Source organism: Paraburkholderia diazotrophica (genome assembly GCF_038900755.1).
Lineage (GTDB): Bacteria > Pseudomonadota > Gammaproteobacteria > Burkholderiales > Burkholderiaceae > Paraburkholderia > Paraburkholderia diazotrophica_A.
In genome coordinates this window covers 551,406-576,689 of sequence record NZ_JBBPEN010000004.1, presented here as the reverse complement: position 1 = coordinate 576,689, position 25,284 = coordinate 551,406, and the positions used below count along the sequence as shown (strand labels likewise).

At 61.8% G+C, this 25,284-nt stretch carries 17 protein-coding genes; 12 read left to right on the top strand and 5 right to left on the bottom strand.

Annotated elements, in window-relative coordinates:
- Positions 1-115: 115 nt before the first annotated feature.
- The 4 genes from AABE10_RS16515 to AABE10_RS16500 are packed head-to-tail and all read left to right on the top strand — an operon-like array spanning position 116 to position 4,305.
- Positions 116-868: a DUF3348 domain-containing protein gene (locus tag AABE10_RS16515; RefSeq protein WP_342934333.1), complete on the top strand. Its 753-nt coding sequence runs from the start codon at positions 116-118 to the stop codon at positions 866-868.
- 10 nt (positions 869-878) lie between these two features.
- Positions 879-2,978, top strand: a complete 2,100-nt coding sequence (locus AABE10_RS16510; RefSeq protein ID WP_342934332.1) for a DUF802 domain-containing protein — start codon at positions 879-881, stop codon at positions 2,976-2,978.
- Positions 2,975-3,622 carry an OmpA family protein gene (locus AABE10_RS16505; RefSeq protein WP_342934331.1) on the top strand — a complete coding sequence of 216 codons (648 nt, stop codon included), beginning with the start codon at positions 2,975-2,977 and terminating at the stop codon, positions 3,620-3,622. Before AABE10_RS16510 ends, AABE10_RS16505 begins: the two co-directional genes overlap by 4 nt.
- Positions 3,623-3,657: 35 nt before the next feature.
- Positions 3,658-4,305 carry a DUF2894 domain-containing protein gene (locus AABE10_RS16500; RefSeq protein WP_342934442.1) on the top strand — a complete coding sequence of 216 codons (648 nt, stop codon included), beginning with the start codon at positions 3,658-3,660 and terminating at the stop codon, positions 4,303-4,305.
- Positions 4,306-4,345: 40 nt separating this feature from the next.
- Here AABE10_RS16500 and fusA read toward each other — a convergent pair whose 3' ends face one another.
- On the bottom strand, positions 4,346-6,391 hold the full coding sequence (gene fusA, locus AABE10_RS16495) for an elongation factor G (protein ID WP_342934330.1): 2,046 nt from the start codon (positions 6,389-6,391) through the stop codon (positions 4,346-4,348).
- Between the two features lie 172 nt (positions 6,392-6,563).
- Between fusA and AABE10_RS16490 the strand changes: the two genes are divergently transcribed.
- The 4 genes from AABE10_RS16490 (at position 6,564) to AABE10_RS16475 (ending at position 9,861) form a co-directional block, all read left to right on the top strand.
- Positions 6,564-7,211, top strand: coding sequence for a DsbA family oxidoreductase (locus AABE10_RS16490; RefSeq protein WP_342934329.1), 648 nt, complete (start codon positions 6,564-6,566; stop codon positions 7,209-7,211).
- A 62-nt stretch (positions 7,212-7,273) separates the two neighbouring features.
- The gene (locus AABE10_RS16485) at positions 7,274-7,447 is read left to right on the top strand and encodes an LWXIA domain-containing protein (protein WP_342934328.1); all 174 of its coding nucleotides are present in this window, start codon (positions 7,274-7,276) and stop codon (positions 7,445-7,447) included.
- Positions 7,448-7,685: 238 nt separating this feature from the next.
- Positions 7,686-9,203: a diguanylate cyclase domain-containing protein gene (locus AABE10_RS16480; RefSeq protein ID WP_342934327.1), complete on the top strand. Its 1,518-nt coding sequence runs from the start codon at positions 7,686-7,688 to the stop codon at positions 9,201-9,203.
- A gap of 361 nt (positions 9,204-9,564) precedes the next feature.
- Entirely contained in the window at positions 9,565-9,861 is a 297-nt protein-coding gene (locus AABE10_RS16475) for a DUF4148 domain-containing protein (RefSeq protein ID WP_342934326.1), read from the top strand.
- Positions 9,862-9,883: 22 nt separating this feature from the next.
- Here the strand turns inward: AABE10_RS16475 and pssA are convergent, their stop codons facing one another.
- Positions 9,884-10,477, bottom strand: a complete 594-nt coding sequence (pssA, locus tag AABE10_RS16470) for a CDP-diacylglycerol--serine O-phosphatidyltransferase (protein WP_342934441.1) — start codon at positions 10,475-10,477, stop codon at positions 9,884-9,886.
- Positions 10,478-10,619: 142 nt separating this feature from the next.
- Between pssA and AABE10_RS16465 the strand changes: the two genes are divergently transcribed.
- The gene (locus AABE10_RS16465; protein ID WP_428983336.1) at positions 10,620-10,982 is read left to right on the top strand and encodes an NAD(P)H-dependent oxidoreductase; all 363 of its coding nucleotides are present in this window, start codon (positions 10,620-10,622) and stop codon (positions 10,980-10,982) included.
- 95 nt (positions 10,983-11,077) lie between these two features.
- On the opposite strand, the gene AABE10_RS16460 is transcribed toward AABE10_RS16465, so the two are convergent.
- The 3 genes from AABE10_RS16460 to AABE10_RS16450 form a co-directional block, all read right to left on the bottom strand.
- The gene (locus AABE10_RS16460; RefSeq protein ID WP_342934325.1) at positions 11,078-12,457 is read right to left on the bottom strand and encodes an MFS transporter; all 1,380 of its coding nucleotides are present in this window, start codon (positions 12,455-12,457) and stop codon (positions 11,078-11,080) included.
- Between the two features lie 272 nt (positions 12,458-12,729).
- On the bottom strand, positions 12,730-13,995 hold the full coding sequence (locus AABE10_RS16455; protein ID WP_342934324.1) for a leucine-rich repeat domain-containing protein: 1,266 nt from the start codon (positions 13,993-13,995) through the stop codon (positions 12,730-12,732).
- 72 nt (positions 13,996-14,067) lie between these two features.
- Entirely contained in the window at positions 14,068-15,027 is a 960-nt protein-coding gene (locus AABE10_RS16450) for a substrate-binding domain-containing protein (protein ID WP_342934323.1), read from the bottom strand.
- A gap of 216 nt (positions 15,028-15,243) precedes the next feature.
- On the opposite strand from AABE10_RS16450, the gene AABE10_RS16445 reads away from it, so the two are divergent.
- The 3 genes from AABE10_RS16445 (at position 15,244) to AABE10_RS16435 (ending at position 25,283) form a co-directional block, all read left to right on the top strand.
- Positions 15,244-15,450: a hypothetical protein gene (locus AABE10_RS16445; protein WP_342934322.1), complete on the top strand. Its 207-nt coding sequence runs from the start codon at positions 15,244-15,246 to the stop codon at positions 15,448-15,450.
- A 1,043-nt stretch (positions 15,451-16,493) separates the two neighbouring features.
- Positions 16,494-18,791: a hypothetical protein gene (locus AABE10_RS16440; protein ID WP_342934321.1), complete on the top strand. Its 2,298-nt coding sequence runs from the start codon at positions 16,494-16,496 to the stop codon at positions 18,789-18,791.
- A 474-nt stretch (positions 18,792-19,265) separates the two neighbouring features.
- A complete protein-coding gene (locus tag AABE10_RS16435; protein WP_342934320.1) occupies positions 19,266-25,283 on the top strand; it encodes a hybrid sensor histidine kinase/response regulator in 6,018 nt (2,005 codons plus the stop codon).
- Position 25,284: the final 1 nt, after the last annotated feature.

Genomic DNA, 25,284 nt, shown 5'->3' with positions numbered 1-25,284 from the left:
TTTCGCGGCCAACGTCCGTGGCCGACGCCGATTTCGTATCGCCGAAATCATTTCCCGCTGGCTGTGGCCACCCCGTCAGCGTGTAAACTGCTGCCTTTTTTACGATTCTGGTTGTATGGTTCAAGCCCCTCGGCGCGCAGCGGTCAGCGGCCCTTCGCTCGTCCGGCTGCTGGCCCGCCTGACGGCCGTCGACGTTCCCGCATCCAGTCAGTCGCTGTCGGACCAGTTGAGCCAATGGCTCGGCTGGACCGACGCAATCGCGCTATCGACGGCGCTGAACGGCAATCCGCCCGCCGTCGCTGGCGGCGCGCGGCCGCACGGCGGCGTCGCGAGCGAGTGCGCACAGGTGCGCGCGTCGCTGGCGAGAGCCATCACCGGCGACAATGCGTCCGCTTCGGCGCGCCGGCGCGGATCAGCGCCGATATCCGCGCAGAGCGAGCCGACCGAACCGGCCCCCGATTACGCGGATTTCCGGCAGCGCTATCTCGCGATGCAGCAGTCGATGGAAACAGCGATCGGCAATCTGCGCGGCCGGCTGCGAAGCATGCTCGCGGCGAAGACGCCCGAGATGACGCGGCTCGCGGTCGTCGACGCGATCATGGAGCGCGCGCTGGGCGCGCGCGAGCACAACCTGCTGGCCGCCGTGCCGGGAATGCTCGGCGCGCATTTCGAGCGCCTGCGCCAGGCCGAGCAGGACGCGCTGGCACAACTGGCGGACGCACACCCCCCGCAAGGCGCTAAAGCAGCCGTCAAGCCCGGCGCGTGGCTCGACGTGTTCCGCAAGGACATGCAGGGTGTGTTGCTCGCCGAACTGGAAATTCGTTTTCAACCGGTCGAAGGGTTGCTCGCGGCCCTTCGCATCAGCTAACTGGGACAAGATGTCCAGATATCGCATTGATTTTGTCGTTGTGTTTTTGGTGGGTCTGGTCGCCGTGGGTTGGGTCGGCGCGGGCTACGTCGGCTCGAATCTGCTGGCCCTGACGGTCACGATGGCGATTGCCGCCTGCTACGCGGCGGGCGCGCTGGAATTGCACCGCTATCAGCAGGCCACTTCGACGCTGACGAGCGCCATCGCCGGTCTGTCCCAGACGCCGCCGCGTTTGTCCGCGTGGCTCGACGGGTTGCATTCAGGGCTGCGCAGCGCGGTGCGTCTGCGCATCGAGGGTGAGCGTGTCGCGCTGCCGGGGCCGGCGCTCACGCCGTACCTGGTCGGCCTGCTGGTGTTGCTGGGGATGTTGGGCACGCTGCTCGGCATGGTCACGACGCTGCGCGGCACGGGCGCGGCGCTCGACAGCGCGACCGACCTTCAGGCGATCCGCGAATCGCTCGCAGCGCCCGTCAGGGGGCTTGGCTTTGCATTCGGCACTTCGATTGCGGGCGTGGCCACTTCCGCGATGCTCGGGCTACTGTCCGCGTTGTGCCGTCGCGAGCGGGCTCAGGCCGCGCAACAGCTCGACGCGAAGATCGCAACCACGTTGCGCGTCTATTCGCAGAGCCAGCAGCGCGAGGACACGTTCAGGCTCATGCAGCGGCAGGCCGAGATGATGCCCGCGCTGGTCGACCGTCTGCAGACGATGATGACGGCCATCGAGCATCAGAGCGTCGCGTTGAACGAGCGCCTTGCCGCCAGCCAGCACGCGTTCCACGGCAAGACGGAAGCGGCGTATGCGCGCCTTGCGTCGTCGGTGGCGCAGTCGTTGAAGGAGAGCGCTGCCGAAAGCGCACGCGCCGCCGGCGCCGCGCTGCAACCGGCGATGGAGGCCACGATGTCCGGTCACGCGCGCGAGATGGCCGCGTTGCGCGAGACCGTCATGCATGCAGTGCGGCAGCAGCTCGACGGGCTGTCGAGCGGCTTCCAGTCGACGACGACCACTGTCGCGGATCTGTGGAACAAGGCGCTCGCAGGACATCAGCGGTCGAGCGAATCGCTGGTGCAGGATTTGCGCGCGTCGCTCGAACAGTTCACGCAGACTTTCGAGCAACGCTCCGCGGGTCTGCTCGACAGCGTGTCGACGCGTCTCGATGCCACGGCGGGCAGCGTCTCGCAAGCGTGGAACGACGCGCTGGCGCGGCAGGAGCGCGCGAGCGAGAGCATCGCGGATCGCAACCAGCAGGCGCTCGCGACGGCGGCGGCGACGTTTGAGCAGCACGCGGCGGCGCTGCTGCGCGCCGTCGATCAGTCGCACGCCGATTTGCAGACGCAATGGGCCGCGCGCGACGAAGCGCGTCTGGCGGCGTGGCGCGCGTCACTCGACGCAGTGGCCGAGACGCTGAGCAAGCAGTGGGAAGAAGCGGGCGCGCGCGCCGCGACCCGCCAGCAGGACATCTGCGACACGCTTGCGCGCACGGCGAGCGATATTTCCGCTCAGACGCAGGCGCACGCGAGCGGCACGATCGCGGAGATTTCGCGGCTCGTGCAGGCCGCATCGGAAGCTCCACGCGCTGCGGCGGAAGTCATCGCGGAACTGCGACAAAAGCTCACGGACAGCATGGCGCGCGACAACGCGATGCTCGAAGAGCGCAGCCGTCTGCTCGAAACGCTCGATACGCTGCTCGACGCCGTAAACCACGCGTCGACGGAACAGCGCACGGCCGTCGATGCGCTCGTCGCGACGTCGGCGGAGATGCTCGCGCGCGTCGGCACGCAGTGCACCGACAAGGTCGAGACGGAGACTCGCAAGCTCAATGACGTGGCCGCGCAGGTCACGGGCAGTGCCGTCGAAGTGGCGAGCCTCGGCGAGGCGTTCGGCGTGGCCGTGAAGCTCTTCGGCGAATCGAATGACAAGCTGACGGCCCACCTGCAGCGTATCGAGGCCGCGCTCGACAAGTCGCTGATGCGCAGCGACGAGCAGCTTGCCTACTACGTCGCGCAGGCGAAGGAAGTGATCGACCTGAGCATGCTGTCGCAGAAGCAGATCGTCGAAGACCTGCAGCAGCTTGCGGCGCAGCGGGCGTCGGCGGGAGCCGAATCGGCATGAACGACGAAATCGACGGCGGCATGGAGCCGACGACGCCCATCTGGGCGGCGTTCGGCGATCTGATGTCGGTGCTGCTCGGCGCGTTCGTGCTGATCCTGGTGGGCGTCATCGGCATGCAGCTCGAACTGACGACGAGGCTTCACGACGAGGTCAGGCAGCGTCAGATGGAAGCGCAGCGCCGCAAGACGCTCGAGCAGGCGCTCGCCGGGCCGCTGGCGGCGGGACGGGTGACGCTCGTCAACGGACGCATCGGCATCAGCGGCAACGTGCTGTTCGCGCTGAACTCCGACCAGTTGCAGCCGCAGGGCCGCGAACTGTTGAAGAGCCTGTCGGGGCCGTTGTCCTCGTATCTGAAGTCGCGCGACGAGATCCTGATGGTCAGCGGTTTCGCCGACGACCAGCAGGTGCGCGCGGGCAACCGCCGTTTCGCCGACAACTGGGAACTGTCGGCGCAGCGCGCGCTGACGGTGACGCGCGCGTTCATCGACGCGGGCATCCCCGCTTCATCGGTGTTTGCCGCGGCGTTCGGCTCCGAGCAGCCCGTCAGTTCGAATGCCGATGACGTGGGACGGGCCAAGAACCGGCGCGTCGAAATCGCGGCGGTGCCGAGGCCGGCTTCGTCGAGCGGCGGGCGGACGCCGTGAGTCAGGACGATATGGCGGGTGGCGCGGACGGCGAGATGCAAGAGCAAAGCTTGCAAGCCGAAACCCACGCGCGCGCGACACTCGACGCATGGCGCGCGCAACGCGCCGATCGGCTCGACCCGATGCGCTTTCATTTCATCGACGCGATGGCGCGGCGCGCAGCCGCTCATCACGGCGAAGCGCGGCGTATTCTCGACGAGCGTCTGTCGGCGCTGCTCGAAGCCTATGCCGCCGATCTGAACCGCGAGAACGATAGACACGCTGCCGATGCGGTCGACGATAGTCCCGCACACGCTCGCGGTCCGCTAGGCAAACTCGCCGATTACATCGCGTCGAATCAGGCGTGGGCGGAAGGCAACGCACAGCACCGCCCGTCGTCAAACCCACAGCAAGATACACTCGATTACTTCAGACAAACCTGGTCGAAGCTCAGCGCGGACAAGCAGTTGCGCCAATCGCTCGAACAGGTGCCCGGCAACGCAGGGCCGCTTAATTCGAGCAGCCTCGTGCACCGTTCGCTCTCGCTGATGCGCGAGTTGTCGCCGGGCTATCTCCAGCAGTTCCTGTCGTATGTCGACGCGTTGTCGTGGATGGAGCAGATGACGAACGGCATCGCATCGCCGGCCAAAGATGCGCCTCGCGCCGCGAGCACGAAGAAGGGCGCGCGAAGCCGCTCGCGCTGATGCACCGCTGATGCGCCGAAGCGCGCGGGCGTGCTGCCTGCTACGCCGCGTCGCTCTGCTTCTTGTACTGTGAAGCGAGTTTGTCCTGCTGGTTCGGCGGCACCGCGTCGTAGTGGCTCAGTTCGATGCTGTAATTGCCGTGTCCGCCCGCAATCGCGTTCAGGCGCGACTGATAATCCGCCAGCTCCGACAGCGGCACCTTGCCCGCCACCACCACCGCGTGGCCCGCGAGGTTGCGCGTGCCCTGGACCTGCGCACGCCGCGCCGACAGATCGCCGATGATGTCGCCCATCGTCGCTTCGGGCGTCATCACTTCGATGTCGACGATCGGTTCGAGCAGGATCGGCTGGGCCTTGAGCACGGCATCGATGAACGCCTTGCGGCCCGCCGTGACGAACGCGACTTCCTTCGAATCGACGGGATGGCTCTTGCCGTCGAACACGGTGATGCGCACGTCCTGCATCGGAAAGCCCGCGAGCGGTCCGCTCTCGATCACCTGCAAGATGCCTTTTTCGACGGCGGGGATGAACTGGCCCGGAATCGCGCCGCCCTTGACGGCATCGACGAATTCGTAGCCCGCGCCGCGCGGCAAGGGCTCGACGCGCAGCATCACTTCGCCGAACTGTCCGGCGCCGCCCGTCTGTTTCTTGTGCCGGTGATGCCCTTCGGCCTTGCCGCCGATGGTCTCGCGATACGCGATCTTCGGCGGCCGCGTAATGACGGCGAGCTTGTACTGATCGGCGAGCCGTTCGAGCATGTGCCGCAGATGCAGTTCGCCCAGCCCGCGCACGACCGTTTCGTTGGTGCCGACGGGATGGTCGATCTTCAGGCACGGATCTTCAGCCGCCAGTTTTTGCAGGAGTTCCCACAGACGCTGCTCGTTGCCGCGTCGCTCGGGCTCGATCGCGAGACCATAGATCGGCGTCGGGAACGCGAGCGGCGCGAGATGGATATTGCCGTCTTCGGGCGCATCGTGAAGCACGGCATCGAAGCCGATCTCGTCGACCTTCGCGGTTGCGCAGATGTCGCCAGGGCCCGCCTCCGTGACGTCCACGTGGTCCTTGCCTTGCAGCATCATCAGATGCGCGACCTTGAACGGCTGCCGCGCATCGCCGATATAAAGCTGGCTGTCGCGCCGCACGGTGCCCTGGTGAATGCGGAACACGGCCATCTTGCCGATGTAAGGGTCGATCACGATCTTGAACACATGCGCGAGCACGTGCTTGTCGGCGGACGGCTCGGCCTGCACCGTCTCGCGCCGGCCGTCGACGTCGCGATAGAAAAGGGGCGGGTTGCCTTCGAGCGGATTCGGCAGCAGCCGCACGAACACGTCGAGCAGTTCCTGAATGCCCGCGCCCGTTGCCGACGACGTAAAGCAGACGGGCACCAGATGTCCCTCGCGCAGCGCGCGCTCGAACGGCTCGTGCAACTGCTCGGGCTTGATCGCTTCGCCCTGTTCGAGGTAAAGCTCCATCAGCTTCGCGTCGAGTTCGATCACCTGGTCGACGAGCGCGTCGTGCGCGGATTCAACCGACAGAAAATCGGCTTCTCCGGACGGATTGAAAAAGCAGTCGACCACCGCTTGCGCGCCTTGCGCGGGCAGATTGATGGGCAGGCAGGTCTTGCCGAATGTCTCCTGAATCTCTTCGAGCAGTTCGGGCAAGTTGACCTTCTCGCCGTCGATGCCGTTCACGACGATGATCCTGCACAGCTTGCGCGCTTCCGCCCACGCCATCATGCGGCGCGTGGTCATCTCGATGCCCGTGCGCGCGTTGACCACGATCGCAGCCGTTTCGACGGCGGGCAGCGCGCTGATCGAGAGACCGGAGAAGTCGGGGTAGCCAGGGGTGTCGGCGAGGTAGATGCGGGTGTTCTGGTAATGCAGGTGGGTGATCGCGGAGGTGAGGGAGTGGTGGTATTTGCGCTCCAGCGGATCGAAGTCGCAGACGGTCGAGCCTTTGTCGACGCTGCCTGCCGCATGGATCGCGCCTCCCTGATGCAGCAGTGCCTCGATCAGCGAAGTCTTGCCGCATCCGGCATGGCCGACCAACGCGATGGTGCGGATGGCTTCGGGTGGATATTCCATGTCCGTCCTCCCTGCGACAGTTGTTCGGCCATTATTCGTGAAAACCGCGCGGCCCGCCACCTGCGGCGACGATTCGCGAGCGAACAGATGTGCTGCGGCGCGGCATAAAACTATCTCGCCTGATTCTGTTAAGGTGGACTGACCTCCACCAACTTCTTCGATCGAAAGGCCCATGACTCAACCACTCAGAATCGATTTCGTCTCCGATGTCGCATGTCCCTGGTGCGCTATCGGCCTGTCGTCATTGCAGCTTGCGCTATCGCGTCTCGGCGACACGGTCGATGCGCAGATCGTCATGCATCCCTTTGAACTGAATCCGCAGATGAGCCCGCAAGGCGAGCGCATCGTCGATTATCTCGGCAAGAAATATGGGCGCACGCCGGAGCAGATCGCCGAAACGCAAGAGTCGATCCGCGAGCGCGGCGCAAGCGTTGGCTTCGTGTTCGGGCCGCGTGAGCATGTGTACAACACGTTCGACGCGCATCGGCTGTTGCAATGGGCCGGCATCGAAGGCAAGCAGTTGCCGCTCAAGCTCGCACTGCTGCATGCCTATCATTCGGAAGGCAAGGACCCGAGCAATCACGACGTGCTCGTCGAAGTCGCGCAATCGGTAGGGCTCGATGCCGCGCAGGCACGTGCCGTGCTCGAAAGCACCGACTATGCCGAAGATGTGCGCGCGCAGGAAACCGAGGCCCAGTCGTTGGGCATTCAGTCGGTGCCGTCGATCATCTTCAACCAGCGCTATCTGGTGACGGGCGGACAGCCGCCCGAAGCATTCGAGCAGGCCATCCAGCAGATTCTCGCGGAACCGCAAGCGTAGTTCCCTTCGCGCGTGAGGCCGTCAATCCGTGAGCGACCCTCGCGAGCCTGCGAGGCGACCCGATGGCTAGCCAGGCGTCGATCAACGACGCCGCGCACGTGGCAAGCGGCGACCAGCGTCAGATGACGCGCGGCGAGCAGGACGCGGCCGCGTTCAACGAGATTTTCCAACTGAACCCACAGGTCGCGAAGCATCCGACGCTGGTTCATCCGGGCGAGAAGATCATCGTCGGGTAGCGCGGATTTTATTTTCATTGCACACGAAACGATTTCGCCCCTTCGCTGATGCGAAGGGGCTTTTGTTTTGTGAGCTGTCGTTTTGTAAGGAGAAGAACAGACGGTCCATAATCAGGTAATAATCAAGAATTGCGAATTCGTGCCGTTAATACAGAGATCAAAGGCAAAAAGCGAAGGCAGAAAGCGAATCATGCCTACCATGAGCCGGCGTTCGACATTCTTGACCACGGCTGCACCCATGTCAGAGAGACCTTCCCTGTTCGATCCGTTTCTGGTGACGCCAGCGCATGGAAAGTGCGTCGTCAGCCCGTCGATCCGCGCGTCGTTGCTCTCGACGCTGTTCGATAACGTGTGGCCGCTGTTCCTGTCCGGCATCGCGAGCGTGTTCGTCGCGCTGGTCGCGTTCATCCGTCTGCGCGAACCGTGGACGGCGGCATGGCTCGTCGCCGATATCGGCCTGTTGCTCACGCGCCTCGGCATCGTGCGTCTGTATCTGGTGCGCAGCCGCTCGGGCGTCGTGCATCCGGCGGCGTGGGCGACGCGCTATGCGCCCGTGGGCCTCGTCGCATGTCTCGTGTTCGGTCTGGGCACGATGGCGTGCGTGATGTCGGCGGACAGGCAGCTTGCGTTGCTGGCCATCATGGTGACGGCTGGCATCCTCGGCGGAATCGCTTCACGAAACGCAGCATTGCCACGGCTCGCTATCACGCAGATCTGCCTGGGCGCGATTCCGATCGGCGTCGGCGCGCTCTTCTCCGCGAAGAGCGGCCTGTGGATTCTGGTCCCGCCGCTCGTCGCGTATATCGGCGCGATGGTGTCGGTGGTCGGGCGGCACTACGAGGGCCTCGTCGCGCTGATGACGGCCGAGCAGCGGCACGCCGAACTGGCGGCCCGCTTCGATGCCGCGTTGGCCCACATGCCGCACGGCCTGTGCACGATCGATTCGAACGGCAAGGTCATCATCGCGAATCGACGGACGGCGGAGCTTTTCGGCGCGACGGTCGAAACGCTCAAGCTCAACGTGCCGCTGCCCGAGTTCATCGGCCAGGTGGGCATCGCGCAGTTCGGCGAAACGCTGCGCACGCAACTGGTCGAACGGTGCGCCGCATGGCTTTCCGACGAGGGCAGGCCACTCGATCTCGAACTGGGCGACGGCCGCCAGCTCGAAATGACCCGCAACCCGGTGCCCGACGGCAGCGCCGTCATCATCATCGAGGACGTCACGAAACGGCGCGAGAGCGAGGCGCAAATCCTGCATCTGGCGCGGCACGATTCGCTCACCGGCCTGCCGAACCGGCGTGAATTGCGCGATCGGCTGGAGTGCATTCTTGCATCCGCGCCGAAGCGCAAAGAGGCCGCCATCGCGATGATGTATCTCGATCTCGACGGCTTCAAGCAGGTCAACGACCGGCTCGGCCATTGCGCGGGAGACGAAGTGCTGGAGACGGTCGCATTGCGCCTGACACGCACGCTGCGCCCTGGCGAACTGGTCGCGCGCCTGGGCGGCGACGAATTCGCGATCATCGCGGACTACGCGACGCTCCCTTCCATCGTCGCACTCGCTCAACGTGTGATCCGCGAAATTGCGATGCCGTATCACCTGTCGACGGGCGAGGCGATCAGCATCGGCACCAGCATCGGCATTGCGCTTGCCGCCAACGACGAGTCCGTCGACGGCCTGATCCGGCGCGCGGACCAGGCGCTGTACAACGCCAAGCAGGCGGGCAGAGGCACCTATCGGGTCTCGAACGCCTGACGTCTTTCACTCCATGGCTTTTTTCGAAATCCCTTTCTTCATTCCCGCCTGGGAAGACAAGCGCGCTCGCGCAGTTGCGCCAGCAACGTCTGTTTGGCAGATGACAGAATTGTCATCGACTGGTCAGTCTTTGGTCAGCGTCGGATGACGACAATCAATCACGCGAGCCATTCACCGCTTTTCGACATGCAGTGAATCGAACGCAATTCGATGGCGCGGCTAAGGCAGTTTTAAGTTAAGCGCCCTAATCTGAACTGGAACAGCACGACAGACTCTGGCGCCATATGTCCTTGGAATGACGAAGCGATGGTCGCCGGGCTGATTGCCTGTTTCAGATTCGCAAGCTCAAAAGGAGAGCGTGATGAAAGCTTCACTCACCGTTTCTTTGATTGTCGCCGCGCTGGCTATGCCTGCGATGTCGTATGCGCAGTCCACTCAGGACCCCGTCACGCGCAGCGAAGTCAAGGCGCAGATCGTTCAGGCCGAAAAGGACGGCACGCTGCATCAATCGAAAGTGCACTATCCCGACTACGCGGCGGCGCAGACGGGTGTTGCGCGCGAATCAACGGAAGCGTACGGGACGATGCCGTTGAATTTCTCGCAATCGGGCGCGCCTTCGAAAGCAACGATGAGCACGTCGGTGTTCTCGCATCATTGACGAAGCGATGCGATGCGCGGTGCTAGGGCTTTGGAATCTGGATCCGGCTGATCATCAGCGATCCCGAGATGCCAAAGACAAGCGTCAACGGATGCAGCACGTGTCCCGCGATACGCCATTCGCCTAGCCACAGTTGCGCGCCGAGCGCTTCTTGCCATGCAGCGACGGTGAGCAGCAGAACGATGGCGAAAGACGTCGGAATAGGCGTGCCTTCGAAATGCGTGACCTTGCCGGTGCCGCCCGACATCGCTTCCGTCGTGACGTTGTAGCGCGCAAGCCGCGACACGCCGCACGCAACGAAATAGGCGAGCAGAAAGCGGTCGTAAAGACCGCGCATGCCGCATCCATAGCCGATCACGGCGGGCGCGACGCCGAATGAAATTACATCGGCAAGCGAATCGAGTTCCTTGCCGAGCAGCGACGATGTTTGTCGCCAGCGCGCGATGCGTCCATCGAGCACATCGAAAACGAGCGCGGCGAACACCAGCGCGCACGCGAAATAGATGTGCATGACGTCGGCGCTGCCGATGTAGCTCATCATCGAAAACAGCGCACCTGTGCCGCAGATCGCATTGCCGAGCGTGAACCAGTCGGCGAGATGAAACTCGCGGATCATCGAGAATCGCTTCTTGCCGGGCGTGGTGTTGTCGATCGGTGAACGTGGCAACGTCATTCTCCTCATCGGCGCTATCTCCGATTCAGTGCGATCCACACTGAATAGGCCAATAATACTTCGTTAATATGTTGTCGCGAAATATGTGCCGCTGTGGATTTTTTCGATCCCATACAAGCTGAGGCATTTCATCGACGTCGTGTCGCAGCGAGGCATTCTGTTCTCGTTCGATGAGCGAGGCTTCGGCGGATTGCTGAAAGACAAGAACGCGGCCGTGATCTATGCAAGAGGGCTCGACTATTCGAAGCAGTCGAGCACGTCCGCCGAGGTGTTCGACTTTCAGCGGCCGTATGTGGAAGCGTGGTTGCGCTTTGTCGGTGTCACCGATATCGAATCGATCGTCGTCGAGAATACGCTGTTCGGCGCAGAAGTAGATCACGCGGCGAGACAGGCTGCGCGTGAACAGGCGGTGGCGCTGGCGACTGCTGAACTAGCGCGGCGTCGATAGCGATCCGCTGCTAGGCGCACCGATAACCGCGCGTGCAAATGAAAAACGGGCGCTGTTGCGCCCGTCGTTCAACTTCGTGCATCTGGTGCTTGAGGTCAGCGCTTGTTTCCCGGCAACGTCTGGCCACGCAGCGAGCAGCCCTTCGTCTCGATCACGAACAGCAACGCGATCGCGCCGATCACACATGCGCCCATCATGTAGTAGGCGGGGACGAGCGCGCTGCCCGTCTTGTCCACGAGCCAGTCGCTGATGATCGGCGCGGTGCCGCCGAAGATCGACGTCGACAGGTTATAGGCGATGGCCATGCCCGCATAGCGCACGTGCGTCGGGAACATCGCCGGGAACATCGCCGAGATGGTCGCGAGTTGCGGCACGTACAGCAGACCGAGCACCGCGAAGCCGATCAGCGCGCCTGCGACGCCGTGCGTCATCAGCGTGAACATCGGCACGGCGGCGACGAACAGGCCGACGAGCGAGAACCACCACATCGTCTTGCGTCCGAAGCGGTCGGACAGCGAACCCGCGAAGGGAAGAAACGCCATCATCGTGAGCATGCCGATCAGCGGGATCAGCAACGACATGTTCTCGCTGACACCCAATTGCTTGTGCATGAACGTCGGCATATACGCGAGCAGCACGTAGTTCACGACATTGAGCGCGACAACGAGGCCGCCGAGCAGGAACAGCGGCCGGCTGTATTGAACGAAGAGCGTCTTGAGCGGAACGGATTGCTCGTTCTTCTTGTGCGCCTGCTCTTCGAGCTCGCGAAACACGGGCGTTTCTTCGAGGCGAGAACGCAGATAGCAGCCGACGAGACCCAGCGGCGCTGCCACGAGGAACGGCAGACGCCAGCCCCATGAGTGCATCGCCTGATCGCCGAGCAGGAGCGAACAGCCGAGCATCAGCAGCGCGCCGAGCGAGAAGCCGGCCAGCGTCGCGAACTCGAGAAAACTGCCGCAAAAGCCGCGCCGATCATCGGGTGCGTACTCGGCCATGAACGTCGCTGCGCCGCCATATTCGCCGCCCGTGGAGAAGCCTTGCAGCATTCTCAGCACGATCAGCGCAGCGGGTGCGAGCCAACCGATCGACGAATAAGAAGGAATCACGCCGACGAGCAGCGTTGCGCCTGACATCAGCAGAACGGTCAGCGCGAGCACGCGCTTGCGTCCCAGGCGGTCGCCGAGCGGACCCCAGAAGAGGCCGCCGAGCGGACGGATCAGAAACGAAATGGCAAACGTGCCGAGGGCGAACAGCGTCGCGCTTGCGGCGCTGCCGGGAAAGAGCGCTGCTGAAATATAGGCGAGGCCATACGCATAGATGCCGTAATCGAACCACTCGGTTGCATTGCCGAGTGCGGCGGCGGCGATGGCACGCTTCAGCAGGTTTGACGCGTCACTTGCGCGTTCACGTTGATCGGCTTCGTCCTGGAAGGACGGGGCGGCGGGTGTGGCATTCCAGGGTTGCGCGTAACGCATTGGCTTCCTCGCTTAGCTGCGGCCCGTCGGGTCGCTGATGTGATCTAAGGTAACGTCGCCAGATATATTTCCTTTTGTCATAGGACGATGTTCGTATTGGGGATTTCCCCTGTATCGCCGGTGCTCGAATGCGCGTCACAAGGCCTGCGCGCAAGGCGCATCAAGGGAAAGCGAGTGGGGCACATACGCGCGCGGACGTCCGCGAAAAGCGGCCGTCGTGCAGTGTAAAGGGTATGTAATGAAGGAGTGAGCGCCGCGCGCTTACGAAATCATCACCAGACGATACGAGTCTTCGGCAGCGCTGATTTGATCTCGTCGACGTTTCGTGCCTTGGTGCCGTAGAGCACGACTTCACGCAAACCGGTCAGGCCTTTTAGCACGTCGACGTCATCGACGGGTGTGTTCGCGAGATACAGTTCTCGCAGACTGGTCATGCCTTTCAGCGCGTCGATGCTGCGGACTCGCGTGCGGAAGAGATTCAGCGATTGAAGCGCTTTCAAGCCCTCGAGCGCGTCGATGTTGTCAATCGTTGTATCCGCAAGGTTAAGCCTTTGCAGCTTCGTCAGATCCTTGAGCGCATCGATGCGGGTGACTTGAGTGCGTGCAAGAACAAGCGTGTCCAACTGGGTCAGTCCGCGTATCGCATCGATGTTCTCGACCCTGGAGCCGTCGAGCACCAGCGTTTTCAGCGACGGCGTTCCTTTCAACGCATCGATGTTGCGCACGGGCGTGTTCGCAAGATAGAGCGCTTGCGGGCCGCGCAGTTTCTTCAAAGCACCGATGCTCTCGACCTGCGTCTCGTTGAGATCGAGCGTCTTCAAGGTGGTCAACTGGCTCAGCGGATCGATGTCATGGACGTTTCTTGCGCCGCCCAGCTTGAGGGTTTCCAGATGAGGTAAGTCTTCGAGCGGATCGAGATCGCGAACCTGCGTGTCCCGCAGATCGAGCAGTTGCAGATCGGTGAGAGCCTTCAATGCGTCGAGATTCGCAACACGCGTATCCCAAAGACTGAGCGATTGCAGTCCCGTTAATTCCTTTAGCGCATCAATGTTCTCGACTTCCGTCCGGTGAAGCACGAGCCGTTTCAGCGAACGCATGCCCTTTAGCGCATCGATGCGCCATACGGCGGTGTCCGTAAGATCGAGCGATTCGAGCGTATCGAGACCGTTCAATGAATCGATGCTGTCGACCTGCGTGCCTGCAAGATTCAGTTCGAGTCTGCGATCGAGTCCTTTCAGATGCGGCAGCGCTGTCGCAAGCTGCGATGTGGTCAGTGCAGGCCTCGCTCGCAGTGCAACGCATTCGGACCTCGGAATGGCAGCTGAACCATTGCCGTCGATACATGCGTCGGTCGAGAATCCGAGGTCGGTCAGCTCGCGCAGGTCGCGCTTTTCTCCCGAAGGTCTGAGGGTCAAGAACACGATTGCAAGCAAGAGCGCGATGCCGCCACCGATGATCCACGGCTTTGCTCGAGGCGGGATCGAGGCGCGCAAGGCTTCGGCAGCCGGTTTGGAATCCTGGGTTGGCGTGTCGGGCATAGCGGCTCCGCTTGCTTTGGATTGCTCTCTTTATACACGAAGAGCATGGCGACGATCTTGATCGGCGACGATTCAGGCGTTGGCGCGCGTAACCAGCGCCACGGGCGTTTCTATGTATGCGGACAGGTCCTCCTGTCTGCGCTGTTGCAGCAAAGCCTGCAACGCGACGTCGATGCCATACACAGCCTGCTTTGCGGCGAACTGATCGACGGTCGCCAGCACGCTGCCGTTCTTCAACAGTGGCTTGATCGCGTCGCTGTTGTTGTAGCCGGTGATCAACACGCTGCCTGTCTTGCGCGCGTCGCGAACCGCGTCGACGGCACCCATCGCCATATTGTCGTTGCCGCATAGCAGCGCGCGTATTTCGGGCTTGCGCGCAAGTATCGCGGCAGCGGCTCGCTTGCCTTTCGCGTGTTCCCAGTCGCCCGCTTCGACAGCAACGATGTCGACATGCGCAGCCTTCATCTCGTCCGAGAATCCCGTCGTGCGCTGCTGTGCGTTGCGGTCCGACGGCACGCCTTCGACAATCCCGACATGGTCGCCGCCATGCAGCCTTTGAGCGAGATAGTTGCCGATCAGTTTAGCGCCGCGAAGGTTGTCGGGTCCGACGAAAGGAATGCGCGTGCCATCGACGTTCGATGACTCCGGATCGAGAGGGTTGTCGATGGTCAGCGTGATGATGCCGCTCCTGATGCTCTCGTTCACAACGGGGATCAGCGCTTTCGAATGGGTCGGCGCCAGCACGATGGCGCCGACGCGTTGCGCGATCAGGTTCTGCACGATACGTATCTGGCCTTCGACATCGGTCTCCGTCGAAGTGCCCTGCACGACGAGATCGAATGGAAAAGGGGAGTGCTTCTGGAATGCGCGGGCCGCGTCGATCATCGACGACGTGAACGGATCGGCAATCGACTTCAGCGCGAGGGCGATCGTGCCGTTGCGGCTCGCGGCTTTCGATGGATTGAGAACGGCGATACCCGTGGCGGCAAGTGCACCCGCGATAATGAAACGACGGCGTTGTTGGTGAGGCATGACTGAGTAAATGGGAGGGGCGACGCGTTGTGTGCGGGCGGGAATATGACAGTGTATGCCAGCAATGGGAGCGCAGGTATTACAGGGAATACGAAGAGCTTTGCGTGCGACAAAGTGCGCGTCGACAACCTGCTGTGAACTTCTATTCTTGAAGCACGGTCCGCCTCACACACGAGGTGCAGGCGCTACGTAGACGTCACGCCGATGGAGGCAATCATGCTCAGTCCACACGAGATCGCCGCGCTCATGCTCATCGGCACGGCGCGATATCCGGACGACCTGGACCGTGACGATCTGCACGCATTGTGCGAGCGCCAACTGGTTTCGCTGGAAAAACTTGCATCGGGGCATGCGCATGTGCATCTAACTGCACGCGGACATTCGATACTCAGATCCATCGGGCACTGGAACAGCGGTTCGTGACAGCGGGCCGAATCAGTTAGTTTGGAATGCGAAGCGTGTGAAGACCATGTTTATCGTGACGGAATTGAGCGAGGGCGCCAGACGAATGAAATGCGCTAATGCCAATTCCAGCCTATTTACGTAAATGATTGAGGTAAAATAATGCCGGGCATTTCACCAGCATTTGCCAGATTTATTAAATAATTACGATCAGAAAGGCCCGTATCTGCGATTCGTATTAATATTATAAAAAGTTCGACTGCGAAAAAATATCCAGAACGATCATAGATATACCTTTTATCGGGCCTTCGTAGGCAGATCGCCCCCGACACCAGCCGATCAAGAAAATACCGGGCCGATTTTCCCCCCCGTTATTGAGATTAGTCCTTTTCTGCATTTTCGCGGTTCACGTTTCAAGGATGAAACGTTTATAATTCGTCTGCCCAAAAAATCTTCCGTAATTAATACCGGATCAAGCATTAAGCCGCCATCCACAGGGTAATAATTTCTGGAGAGGGTGTGGCGCCTAGCCATGCATCACTTCGCCATAGCATCGGCGAAGAGGCGGTTCCTGAAGTTCCTGAAGTCCGGTTGTCAATTCCTGCCCGGTTCTCGTTCGCGAGAAGCCGACGCATGGATTCTGGCTGTTCAATCGCAGGATTGTGTCGAGTGCCGTTGAACCGAGGAGGTTCCGCGATGGCATTGCTTTGCCAAAAGAAACGCGAAGTACTTCGCCTGGCAATCAGTGATCCTAAATTTGCTGAAAAACGGCAACGCTGGATATTTTTCTGTCATAGAGCGGACGACGGACTCCGTGAACTTCGCAGTAACGAAGTGCGCAACAAAGCTGTAACGGGTGCAAGTTTGCGGGTTTGTATGCGGTGCATGTTCGGGCAAATGCATGAAGACGCAACCGATACAGGCACAAGCGGCTCAGGCAATGAACGCAGGCCGTGCGTTCTCCGTTTCACTTCTCCTTCTATTCGATAACGCCAAGGCGGGACGACTCCGATCGGTCTTGCTTGCCTTCGGGGACAACTGCTTTTCAGCGAAACATACGGACAATGATGAGATATTGGAAACTACTGGGGGTTGCGTCGGCAACCGTGTTGGCATCGTTCGGTGCGGAACACGTGCAGGCGCAGACCAAGACGATCACCGTCGCAGGCCAGCAATACACGCTGTGCGGAGCGGAAAACGCCAACTGCTCGTTCCTCGGAACGGGCGCGGTCGTGTTCGGGGCCGTGCCTCCGGACGCGCCATCGGCAATGCTGACGGCTCCGCGTACTTTTAGCAACGGCGTCGGCTGCTACGTCGGCGCGGTTTCGCAGACGGACCCTGCAGTCGGCTATGACAAGGCGTGCTGGGTGCGCGCTGTCGCGGCCACCCCGTCGCCGGCACCGGCTCCTGCGCCCGCTCCGGCTCCCGCACCTGCGCCGGCACCGTCGCCCGCGCCGTCGGTGAAGCCCTCGCCCACGCCGGCACCGGCACCTGCGCCGACTCCGACGCCCACCCCGACTCCGACGCCTACGCCCACGCCGGCACCCGCTCCGACGCCTGCTCCGGCTCCGTCGCCGTCCGGCAGCTCGACGCTCTCGTGCGGCACGGCAACGCAACAGGCGGGCGGCACGGCGAACGGCCTGATCACGGCCGATACGCCGACCAGCGACGGCCTGCGCGTGTTCCAGAACAACACGCCGTTCAAGCTCGCGATCACGACGAACGCGCCGAACGCGGACACCGTGGTGTGGTCGATTGCCGATTCGAACGGCGCGATCAAGACGCAGGGTAGCTTCCCCGTGAGCGCCGGCGTGCAGACCAACACGATCTCCTGTACGTCGACGTGGTCGGGCTACGGCGCGCTGACGGCCACGCTGCGCGCGAGCGGCGGCACGCTGCCGCACAGCGGCACGCGTCCGACGGGCATCGCGACATTCGGCGTGCTGCCGAACCTTGCGCCTGTCCTCGGCACCGTGAACTACGCGCATCAGGATCAGCACCGCTTCGGCATGCAAGGCTTCAACGGCAACATCGCCGCGCTGCACGCACTCGGCATCTCGTGGACGATCGACGACCGTCAGCAGTCGGCGATGGAACCCAACGGTCCGAACTCGTACACGCCGAATGTGAGCGACCTCGATCCGTTCTACAAGAACAACCCCGACCAGATGCGCATCGTGCGCCTCGACGGTATCCCCGCATGGAACTCGAAGACGGGGCAGTTCACCGACAGCTACTACGCGCCGAAGGACCTGGGTGAATTCCAGAGCTTCATGGCGAAGGTCGGCACCGACACGAGCCTGATCCGCGCGGCGAACTATCCGAAGCAGCAGAACAACTACTATCAGGTGACGTGGGAGCCGAGCCTCGGCTGGGCCGATAGCGACGCGAACTTTGTCGCGATGTACAAGGCCGCCTATCAAGGCATCCACTCGACCGATCCGAACGCGATCGTGATGGGCACGGGCAATCCGTTCGCCTCCAATTGCGATACGTGTACGACGGGCTATCTGAAGAAGTTCGGCGCGCTCGGACTGTGGAATTACATCGATGCGGTTTCGACGCACGGCTACTGGAATGCGGGTACGTATCCGGCGCATCCGCCTGAACTGCAGGACTCGGATCCCGATCCGGCGAACCAGGCCAACGCGCTCGACAACCAGATGATCCAGTTGCGCTCGGTGATGCAGGCCGGCAAGCCGAACATGAAGCTGTTCTTCACGGAAGCGGGCACGAGCTACGACCCGGGCATCAACTACGGCCCGACGACTCCGTCGCAGAACCAGTTGTTCGCGCATGCTGCCGTTGGTGTTCGCTCACACATCATCGTGCTGGGCGGCGGCGCGCAAGTGACGACGCTGTTCTTCGGCCCCGACTATCCGGGCGAAGTGGGCTACGGTTCGTTCTTCGACCTGAACAACGCGCAGGGCGCATTCGGTGCATCGAATCTGTCGCCGAAGCCTGAAGCGATGGCCTTCGCAACGATGACCCGCGTGCTCGACGGCACGAACACGCTGGGTCGCGTCAAGGGCACGCCGGGGGGTACGTTCGCGTACGCCTTCCAGCAGCTCGGCGACGGCAAGGTCGTGACGGCTGCATGGGCGCACAGCAACAGCCAGTGGCCGACGAGCAACGGCACGTACAGCCAGACGTATTCGACCAGCTATTCGCTGCAAGTCGACAATCCGGGTACGTCGGGCAACGTGACGAAGATCGATGGCTATGGCAATACCACGACCGTTCCGTACTCGAATGGCCAGGTGTCGCTGACGCTGACGGAAGTGCCGCAGTACATCGTGTCGAACAACGCGACCGTTGCGAAGAACAATTCCACGGTTCCTGTTGGTTACACCGGCCAATAATATGAAGTGACACCGACGACTCGCCGCCGATGTATGGCGGCGATGAAATCGAATGCTTAGCTTGCCCGGCAATAGCCGGGCTTTTTTTATTCTTGAGCAAAAGTCGCAACCGCAATGCTCAAGAAAAAAATACTCGTCATTAAAGCAGGACCGGAAACAAGTACCGGTTCTCTTTACGCCGGGTCATAGCCTGTAATTCGGCTTTAACATTTCACGGCGGATTCATCTATTCTTTGTTGCGTGCGTCGATGTCAGCCCGCAAGCTCACGACAAATTTAATAGCGGCGTGCCGCCCGATGCATGCCCATAACTGGTAACGTCTGCTTGCTGGGCATCCAGCCTGCCCGGCGCAGGCGTTCGCCCGCGCAGACCCGACTCCGGAAATAGAGCAAAGACATAGACCGACGAAGTTTGTAAAAGGCACGCAATTCAAAACGAGAATAAAGCCGCTTATTTGTGACAGGTGAGGAACGCATGGACACGTTCGCAGTCGAGTCACCGCAGCAATCCAATGATCAGCTTGCCCATATCGCTGCTGCGCTCAATGCGCTGCGCCGGGGAGACACGTCGTATCGTCTGCCGGACGACTGGGAGGGCGACGCCGGGAAAGTTGCGTCCGAATTCAATTCGTTGTCTTCGCAGACGGGGCGCGTCGCGCAGGATATCGGCAAGATGTCGAGGCGTCTTTCCGGTCCCGGCTTTCTGCCGAAGGAAGTCGCGGTCAGTAGCGATGCGCTGGCAGGCGTCTGGCTCGATAGCGCGTCCCATGTGAATCAGCTCTTCGACAGCGTGACGACCGCTCACGAATGCACAAGAACAGTGCTTGCCGCGCTGGCTGCCTTGCAAAAAGGAGAGGCCGTTTCGTTGCCGGCGGACTGGACGGGCATGCACGGCAAAGTCGCGCAAGTCTTCAACGACGTCGTCGAGCAGAGCATCTGCATGTCGGAAGAACTCGGCCGCTTGAGCCGGGTGGTCGGCAAGGAAGGGCGGTTGAAGGAGCGCGCCGCGCTTCCGTATGCGCGCGGCTTCTGGGGCGATTCGATCGATGCGGTGAACTCGCTGATCGCCGACCTCGTTCATCCGACGAGCGAAGTTGCGCGGGTGATCGGCGCGGTCGCGCAGGGCGATCTGTCGAAGAGCATGGCGCTCGAAGCCGATGGCCGTGCGTTGCAGGGCGAGTTTCTGCATACGGCGAAGACGATCAACACGATGGTCGAGCAGCTCGGCACGTTTGCCGTCGAAGTGACGCGCGTCGCGCGCGAAGTGGGCACGGAAGGCAAGCTCGGCGGCCAGGCCGACGTGCAGGGCGTCGCGGGCACGTGGAAAGATCTGACCGATTCGGTCAACTCGATGGCGGGCAATCTCACGAGCCAGGTGCGCAATATCGCGGAGGTGACGAAGGCCGTCGCGGCCGGCGATCTGTCGAAGAAGATCACCGTCGACGTGAAGGGCGAAATACTCGAACTGAAGAACACGATCAACACGATGGTCGATCAGTTGCGCTCGTTCGCATCGGAAGTGACGCGCGTCGCGCGCGAAGTCGGCACGGAGGGCAAGCTCGGCGGCCAGGCGGATGTGCAGGGCGTCGCGGGCACGTGGAAGGATCTGACCGACAACGTGAACTTCATGGCCGGCAATCTCACAAGCCAGGTGCGCAACATCGCCGAGGTCACAGTTGCGGTTGCAACGGGCGACCTGTCGAAGAAGATCACCGTCGACGTAAAGGGCGAAATACTTGAGCTTAAGAACACGATCAATACGATGGTCGACCAGTTGCGCTCGTTTGCGTCGGAAGTGACGCGTGTCGCGCGCGAAGTCGGCACGGAAGGCAAGCTCGGCGGCCAGGCCGAAGTGCAAGGCGTCGCCGGCACCTGGAAAGACCTGACCGACTCGGTGAACTCGATGGGCAGCAATCTGACGGCACAGGTGCGCAATATTGCCGAAGTGACGACGGCCGTCGCGGCCGGCGACCTGTCGAAGAAGATCACTGTCGACGTGAAGGGCGAGATTCTTGGACTGAAGAACACGATCAACACGATGGTCGATCAGTTGCGCTCGTTCGCATCGGAAGTGACGCGCGTCGCGCGCGAAGTGGGCACGGAAGGCAAGCTCGGCGGCCAGGCGGAGGTGCAGGGCGTTGCCGGTACATGGAAAGACCTGACGGACTCGGTCAATTCGATGGGCAGCAATCTGACGGCCCAGGTCCGCAATATCGCCGAAGTGACGACGGCCGTTGCAGCGGGCGATCTGTCGAAGAAGATCACCGTCGATGTAAAGGGCGAAATACTCGAGCTCAAAAACACGATCAATACGATGGTGGACCAGCTCAGTTCATTTGCGTCGGAAGTGACGCGCGTCGCGCGCGAAGTGGGCACGGAAGGCAAGCTCGGCGGGCAGGCGGACGTGCAAGGCGTCGCGGGCACATGGAAAGACCTGACTGACTCGGTCAATTCGATGGGCAGCAATCTGACGGCACAAGTGCGCAATATCGCGGAAGTGACGACGGCTGTCGCGGCGGGTGATCTGTCGAAGAAGATCACCGTCGATGTGAAGGGCGAAATACTCGAACTGAAAAACACGATCAACACGATGGTCGATCAGTTGCGCTCGTTTGCATCGGAAGTGACACGCGTCGCGCGTGAAGTCGGCACGGAAGGCAAGCTCGGCGGTCAGGCGGACGTGCAGGGTGTCGCGGGCACGTGGAAGGATCTGACCGACAACGTGAACTTCATGGCGGGCAATCTGACGGCACAGGTACGCAATATCGCGGACGTGACGAAGGCCGTTGCAGCGGGCGACCTGTCAAAGAAGATCACCGTCGACGTGAAGGGCGAGATCCTCGAATTGAAGAACACGATCAACACGATGGTCGATCAGCTCGGCTCGTTTGCATCGGAAGTGACGCGCGTCGCGCGCGAAGTCGGCACGGAAGGCAAGCTCGGCGGGCAGGCCGACGTGCAGGGCGTCGCGGGCACGTGGAAGGATCTGACCGACAACGTGAACTTCATGGCGGGCAATCTGACGGCCCAGGTGCGCAATATCGCGGACGTTACCAAAGCCGTTGCAGCAGGCGACCTGTCGAAGAAGATCACCGTCGACGTGAAGGGCGAAATACTCGAACTGAAGAACACGATCAACACGATGGTCGATCAGTTGCGCTCGTTCGCATCGGAAGTGACACGCGTCGCGCGCGAAGTTGGCACGGAAGGCAAACTCGGTGGCCAGGCCTATGTGCAGGGCGTCGCGGGCACGTGGAAGGACCTGACCGACAACGTGAACTTCATGGCGGGCAACCTGACGAGCCAGGTGCGCGGCATCGCGAAGGTCGTGACGGCCGTCGCGAACGGCGATCTCGCGCGCAAGCTGACGGTCGAAGCGAAGGGCGAAATCGCGGCACTCGCTGACACGATCAACAGCATGACGGATACGCTCGCGACGTTCGCCGATCAGGTGACGACCGTGGCGCGCGAGGTCGGCGTCGAGGGCAAGCTCGGTGGTCAGGCCAAGGTGCCGGGTGCATCGGGCACATGGAAGGGGCTGACGGAAAACGTCAACCAGCTTGCAGCGAATCTGACGACGCAGGTGCGGGCCATCGCTGAAGTCGCGACGGCCGTCACGCAGGGCGACCTCACGCGGTCGATCACCGTCGAGGCGCTCGGCGAGGTCGCGGCCCTGAAGGACACGATCAACGAGATGATCCGCAACCTGAAGGACACGACGCAGGTCAACACCGAACAGGACTGGCTCAAGACGAACCTCGCCAAGTTCAGCCGCATGCTGCAAGGGCAGAAGGATCTCGTCGCCGTCGGCCAGTTGATTCTTTCCGAACTTGCGCCCGTGGTCGGCGTTCAGCAAGCCGAGTTCTTCGTGCTCGATTCGTCCGATGAGGCCGCGTCGTTGCTGCTGATGGCGAGCTATGCGTCGAGCGGTCATCTATCGCATGGCAAGCGCGTACAACTCGGCGAAGGACTCATCGGCCAATGCGCGGTCGAGCGTCGCAAGATTCTGCTGGAGCCGTCGGGCGCCGACAACATCCGCATCACGTCCGGGCTGATCAGCATCGTGCCGCACAATGTTCTCGTGCTTCCCATCGTGTTCGAAGGGCAGGTGAAGGGCGTAATCGAACTCGCTTCGTCGGAGTGCTTCAATCCCACTCACCTCGCGTTCCTCGATCAATTGACGGAGAGCATCGGCATCGTCATCAATACGATCGAAGCCAACACGAGAACGGAAAATCTGCTCAAGCAATCGCAGTCGCTTGCGCATGAATTGCAGAGCCGTCAGGAAGAACTGCAGCAGACCAATGAAGAACTGCAGGAAAAGGCACGACTTCTCGCGCATCAGAATCAGGAAGTCGAGCGCAAGAACACGGAAGTCGAGCAGGCGCGCCAGGCGCTCGAAGAAAAAGCAAAGCAGCTTGCGCTGACATCGAAGTACAAATCGGAATTCCTGGCGAACATGTCGCACGAGTTGCGCACGCCGCTCAACAGCCTGCTCATTCTTTCCGATCAGTTGTGCAAGAACCCCGAAGGCAATCTGTCGACGAAAGAGATCGAGTTCTCGAGAACGATACACTCGTCGGGCAACGAGCTGCTCATGTTGATCAACGACATTCTCGACCTGTCGAAGATCGAATCGGGCACGGTGGTGATGGACTTTGCCGAACATCGCCTCGCCGATCTCATGTCGTATGTCGAGCGCACGTTCCGCCACGTCGCCGAAGCGCGCAACGTGGACTTTGTCATCCATCTCGGCACGCGTCTGCCTGCGTCGATCCGCACCGACATCAAGCGCCTGCAGCAGATTCTCAAGAACCTGTTGTCGAACGCATTCAAGTTCACGCATCGCGGTCACGTCACGCTGTCAATCGAGGAAGTATTCGGCGGATGGAACGCGGACAACGAAGGGCTCAATCGCTCGAAAGAGGTCATTGCGTTCTCGGTGTCCGACACTGGCATCGGCATTTCGGCGGACAAGCAGCAGATCATCTTCGAGGCCTTCCAGCAGGCCGACGGCAGCACGAGCCGGAAATACGGCGGCACGGGTCTTGGCCTTGCGATCAGCCGCGAATTGTCGAAACTGCTTGGCGGAGAAATACGGCTCGTCAGCTCGCCGAACAAGGGCAGTACTTTCACACTCTATTTGCCGTTGTCGGGCGAGATGGGCCGCGTCGCGAGAAAGACCGTCTCTGTTTCCGGCGACGATGCCAGCGATGCCGCGAGCGACGCCGGCGCGCTTGCAGCGCATGAGTTCATCGATACCGTCGTCAGCGAAACGCGCGATCTCGCGGGCACGGCCGAAGACGACCGCTTCAACATCATGCCCGGAGACCGCGTGCTGCTGATCGTCGAAAACGATCTGGCGTTCGCGCATTTCCTGCTGGACGCGGCGCGCGAGCGGGGCTTCAAGGGACTTGTCACGCCGCTTGGCGCGCCCGCGTTGACGCTCGCCGACCAGTACAAGCCCGACGTCATCACGCTCGATCTGTTCCTGCCGGATATGGACGGCTGGCGTGTGTTGAGCCGCCTGAAGCACGATATGGCGACGCGGCATATGCCCGTCTGCGTGATCTCGACGGACGAGTCGCGCGAGCGCGCATTGCAGGCGGGCGCATTCGCCTTTCTCGCGAAGCCGATCCAGGCGCGCGAAATCCTCGACGACGCGCTAAGCGTGCTGGCCCGCTACGCCGACACGACGCCGCGCAAGCTGCTCGTCGCGCTGCCCGAGTCGCCCGAGCGCGAACGCTTCGCCTCGTCGTTGTCGAGCGACAAGATTGCGCCTGTGTTTGCGGCAACGCGCGAGCAACTGATGGCGGCGCTCGCAGACAGGAATCTGGGCGCAGTCGCGATCGGGGCGGAACTGTTCGAGCCGAGCCTTGAGGACATCAAGGCGGCGCTCTCGAACAGAGGGCTTTTCGCACCGCTGCCGTTCGTCGTGCTGACGCATGGAAAAGAGCCGGGCGCGTGGGCGCGCGATGTCGAGACGTTCCGGCCGCTCGCCGTGTCGGACATGAGCCGCCTGCTCGATGCGACGGTCGCATCGCTGCACTTCGACCGCAAGTGGCTACACGACGAAGCGCGCGATGTGATCGACAGTCTGCATGGCGCGAATGCGGACCTCTCCGGCCGCAAGGCGTTGATCGTCGACGACGACATGCGCAACATCTTTGCGCTCGCAACCGTCCTCGAAGATCACGGCATGCAGCATGTCTGGGCCGACAATGGCAGGGACGCGATCCGGCTCGTCGAAGCGGACGACGAGATCGACATCATTCTGATGGACATCATGATGCCGGAGATGGACGGTCTTGCGACGACGAGAGAGATCCGCAAACGCGAGGTCGGCCGCACGCTGCCGATCATCGCGGTGACGGCGAAAGCGATGAAGGGCGACCGCGAACGCTGCATCGAAGCGGGCGCGTGGGATTATCTGTCGAAGCCCGTCAACCGCGAAGATCTGCTCGCGGTGCTTCATGCGTGGCTGCATCGCTAGG

What these genes read in the sequence shown, in the direction of transcription:
- AABE10_RS16515 (WP_342934333.1), top strand. Translation starts at nt 116, where the DNA reads ATGGTTCAAGCCCCTCGGCGCGCAGCGGTCAGCGGCCCTTCGCTCGTC.
- AABE10_RS16510 (WP_342934332.1), top strand. Translation starts at nt 879, where the DNA reads ATGTCCAGATATCGCATTGATTTTGTCGTTGTGTTTTTGGTGGGTCTG.
- AABE10_RS16505 (WP_342934331.1), top strand. Translation starts at nt 2,975, where the DNA reads ATGAACGACGAAATCGACGGCGGCATGGAGCCGACGACGCCCATCTGG.
- AABE10_RS16500 (WP_342934442.1), top strand. Translation starts at nt 3,658, where the DNA reads ATGCAAGAGCAAAGCTTGCAAGCCGAAACCCACGCGCGCGCGACACTC.
- fusA (WP_342934330.1), bottom strand. Translation starts at nt 6,391, where the DNA reads ATGGAATATCCACCCGAAGCCATCCGCACCATCGCGTTGGTCGGCCAT.
- AABE10_RS16490 (WP_342934329.1), top strand. Translation starts at nt 6,564, where the DNA reads ATGACTCAACCACTCAGAATCGATTTCGTCTCCGATGTCGCATGTCCC.
- AABE10_RS16485 (WP_342934328.1), top strand. Translation starts at nt 7,274, where the DNA reads ATGGCTAGCCAGGCGTCGATCAACGACGCCGCGCACGTGGCAAGCGGC.
- AABE10_RS16480 (WP_342934327.1), top strand. Translation starts at nt 7,686, where the DNA reads ATGTCAGAGAGACCTTCCCTGTTCGATCCGTTTCTGGTGACGCCAGCG.
- AABE10_RS16475 (WP_342934326.1), top strand. Translation starts at nt 9,565, where the DNA reads ATGAAAGCTTCACTCACCGTTTCTTTGATTGTCGCCGCGCTGGCTATG.
- pssA (WP_342934441.1), bottom strand. Translation starts at nt 10,477, where the DNA reads ATGATCCGCGAGTTTCATCTCGCCGACTGGTTCACGCTCGGCAATGCG.
- AABE10_RS16460 (WP_342934325.1), bottom strand. Translation starts at nt 12,457, where the DNA reads ATGCGTTACGCGCAACCCTGGAATGCCACACCCGCCGCCCCGTCCTTC.
- AABE10_RS16455 (WP_342934324.1), bottom strand. Translation starts at nt 13,995, where the DNA reads ATGCCCGACACGCCAACCCAGGATTCCAAACCGGCTGCCGAAGCCTTG.
- AABE10_RS16450 (WP_342934323.1), bottom strand. Translation starts at nt 15,027, where the DNA reads ATGCCTCACCAACAACGCCGTCGTTTCATTATCGCGGGTGCACTTGCC.
- AABE10_RS16445 (WP_342934322.1), top strand. Translation starts at nt 15,244, where the DNA reads ATGCTCAGTCCACACGAGATCGCCGCGCTCATGCTCATCGGCACGGCG.
- AABE10_RS16440 (WP_342934321.1), top strand. Translation starts at nt 16,494, where the DNA reads ATGATGAGATATTGGAAACTACTGGGGGTTGCGTCGGCAACCGTGTTG.
- AABE10_RS16435 (WP_342934320.1), top strand. Translation starts at nt 19,266, where the DNA reads ATGGACACGTTCGCAGTCGAGTCACCGCAGCAATCCAATGATCAGCTT.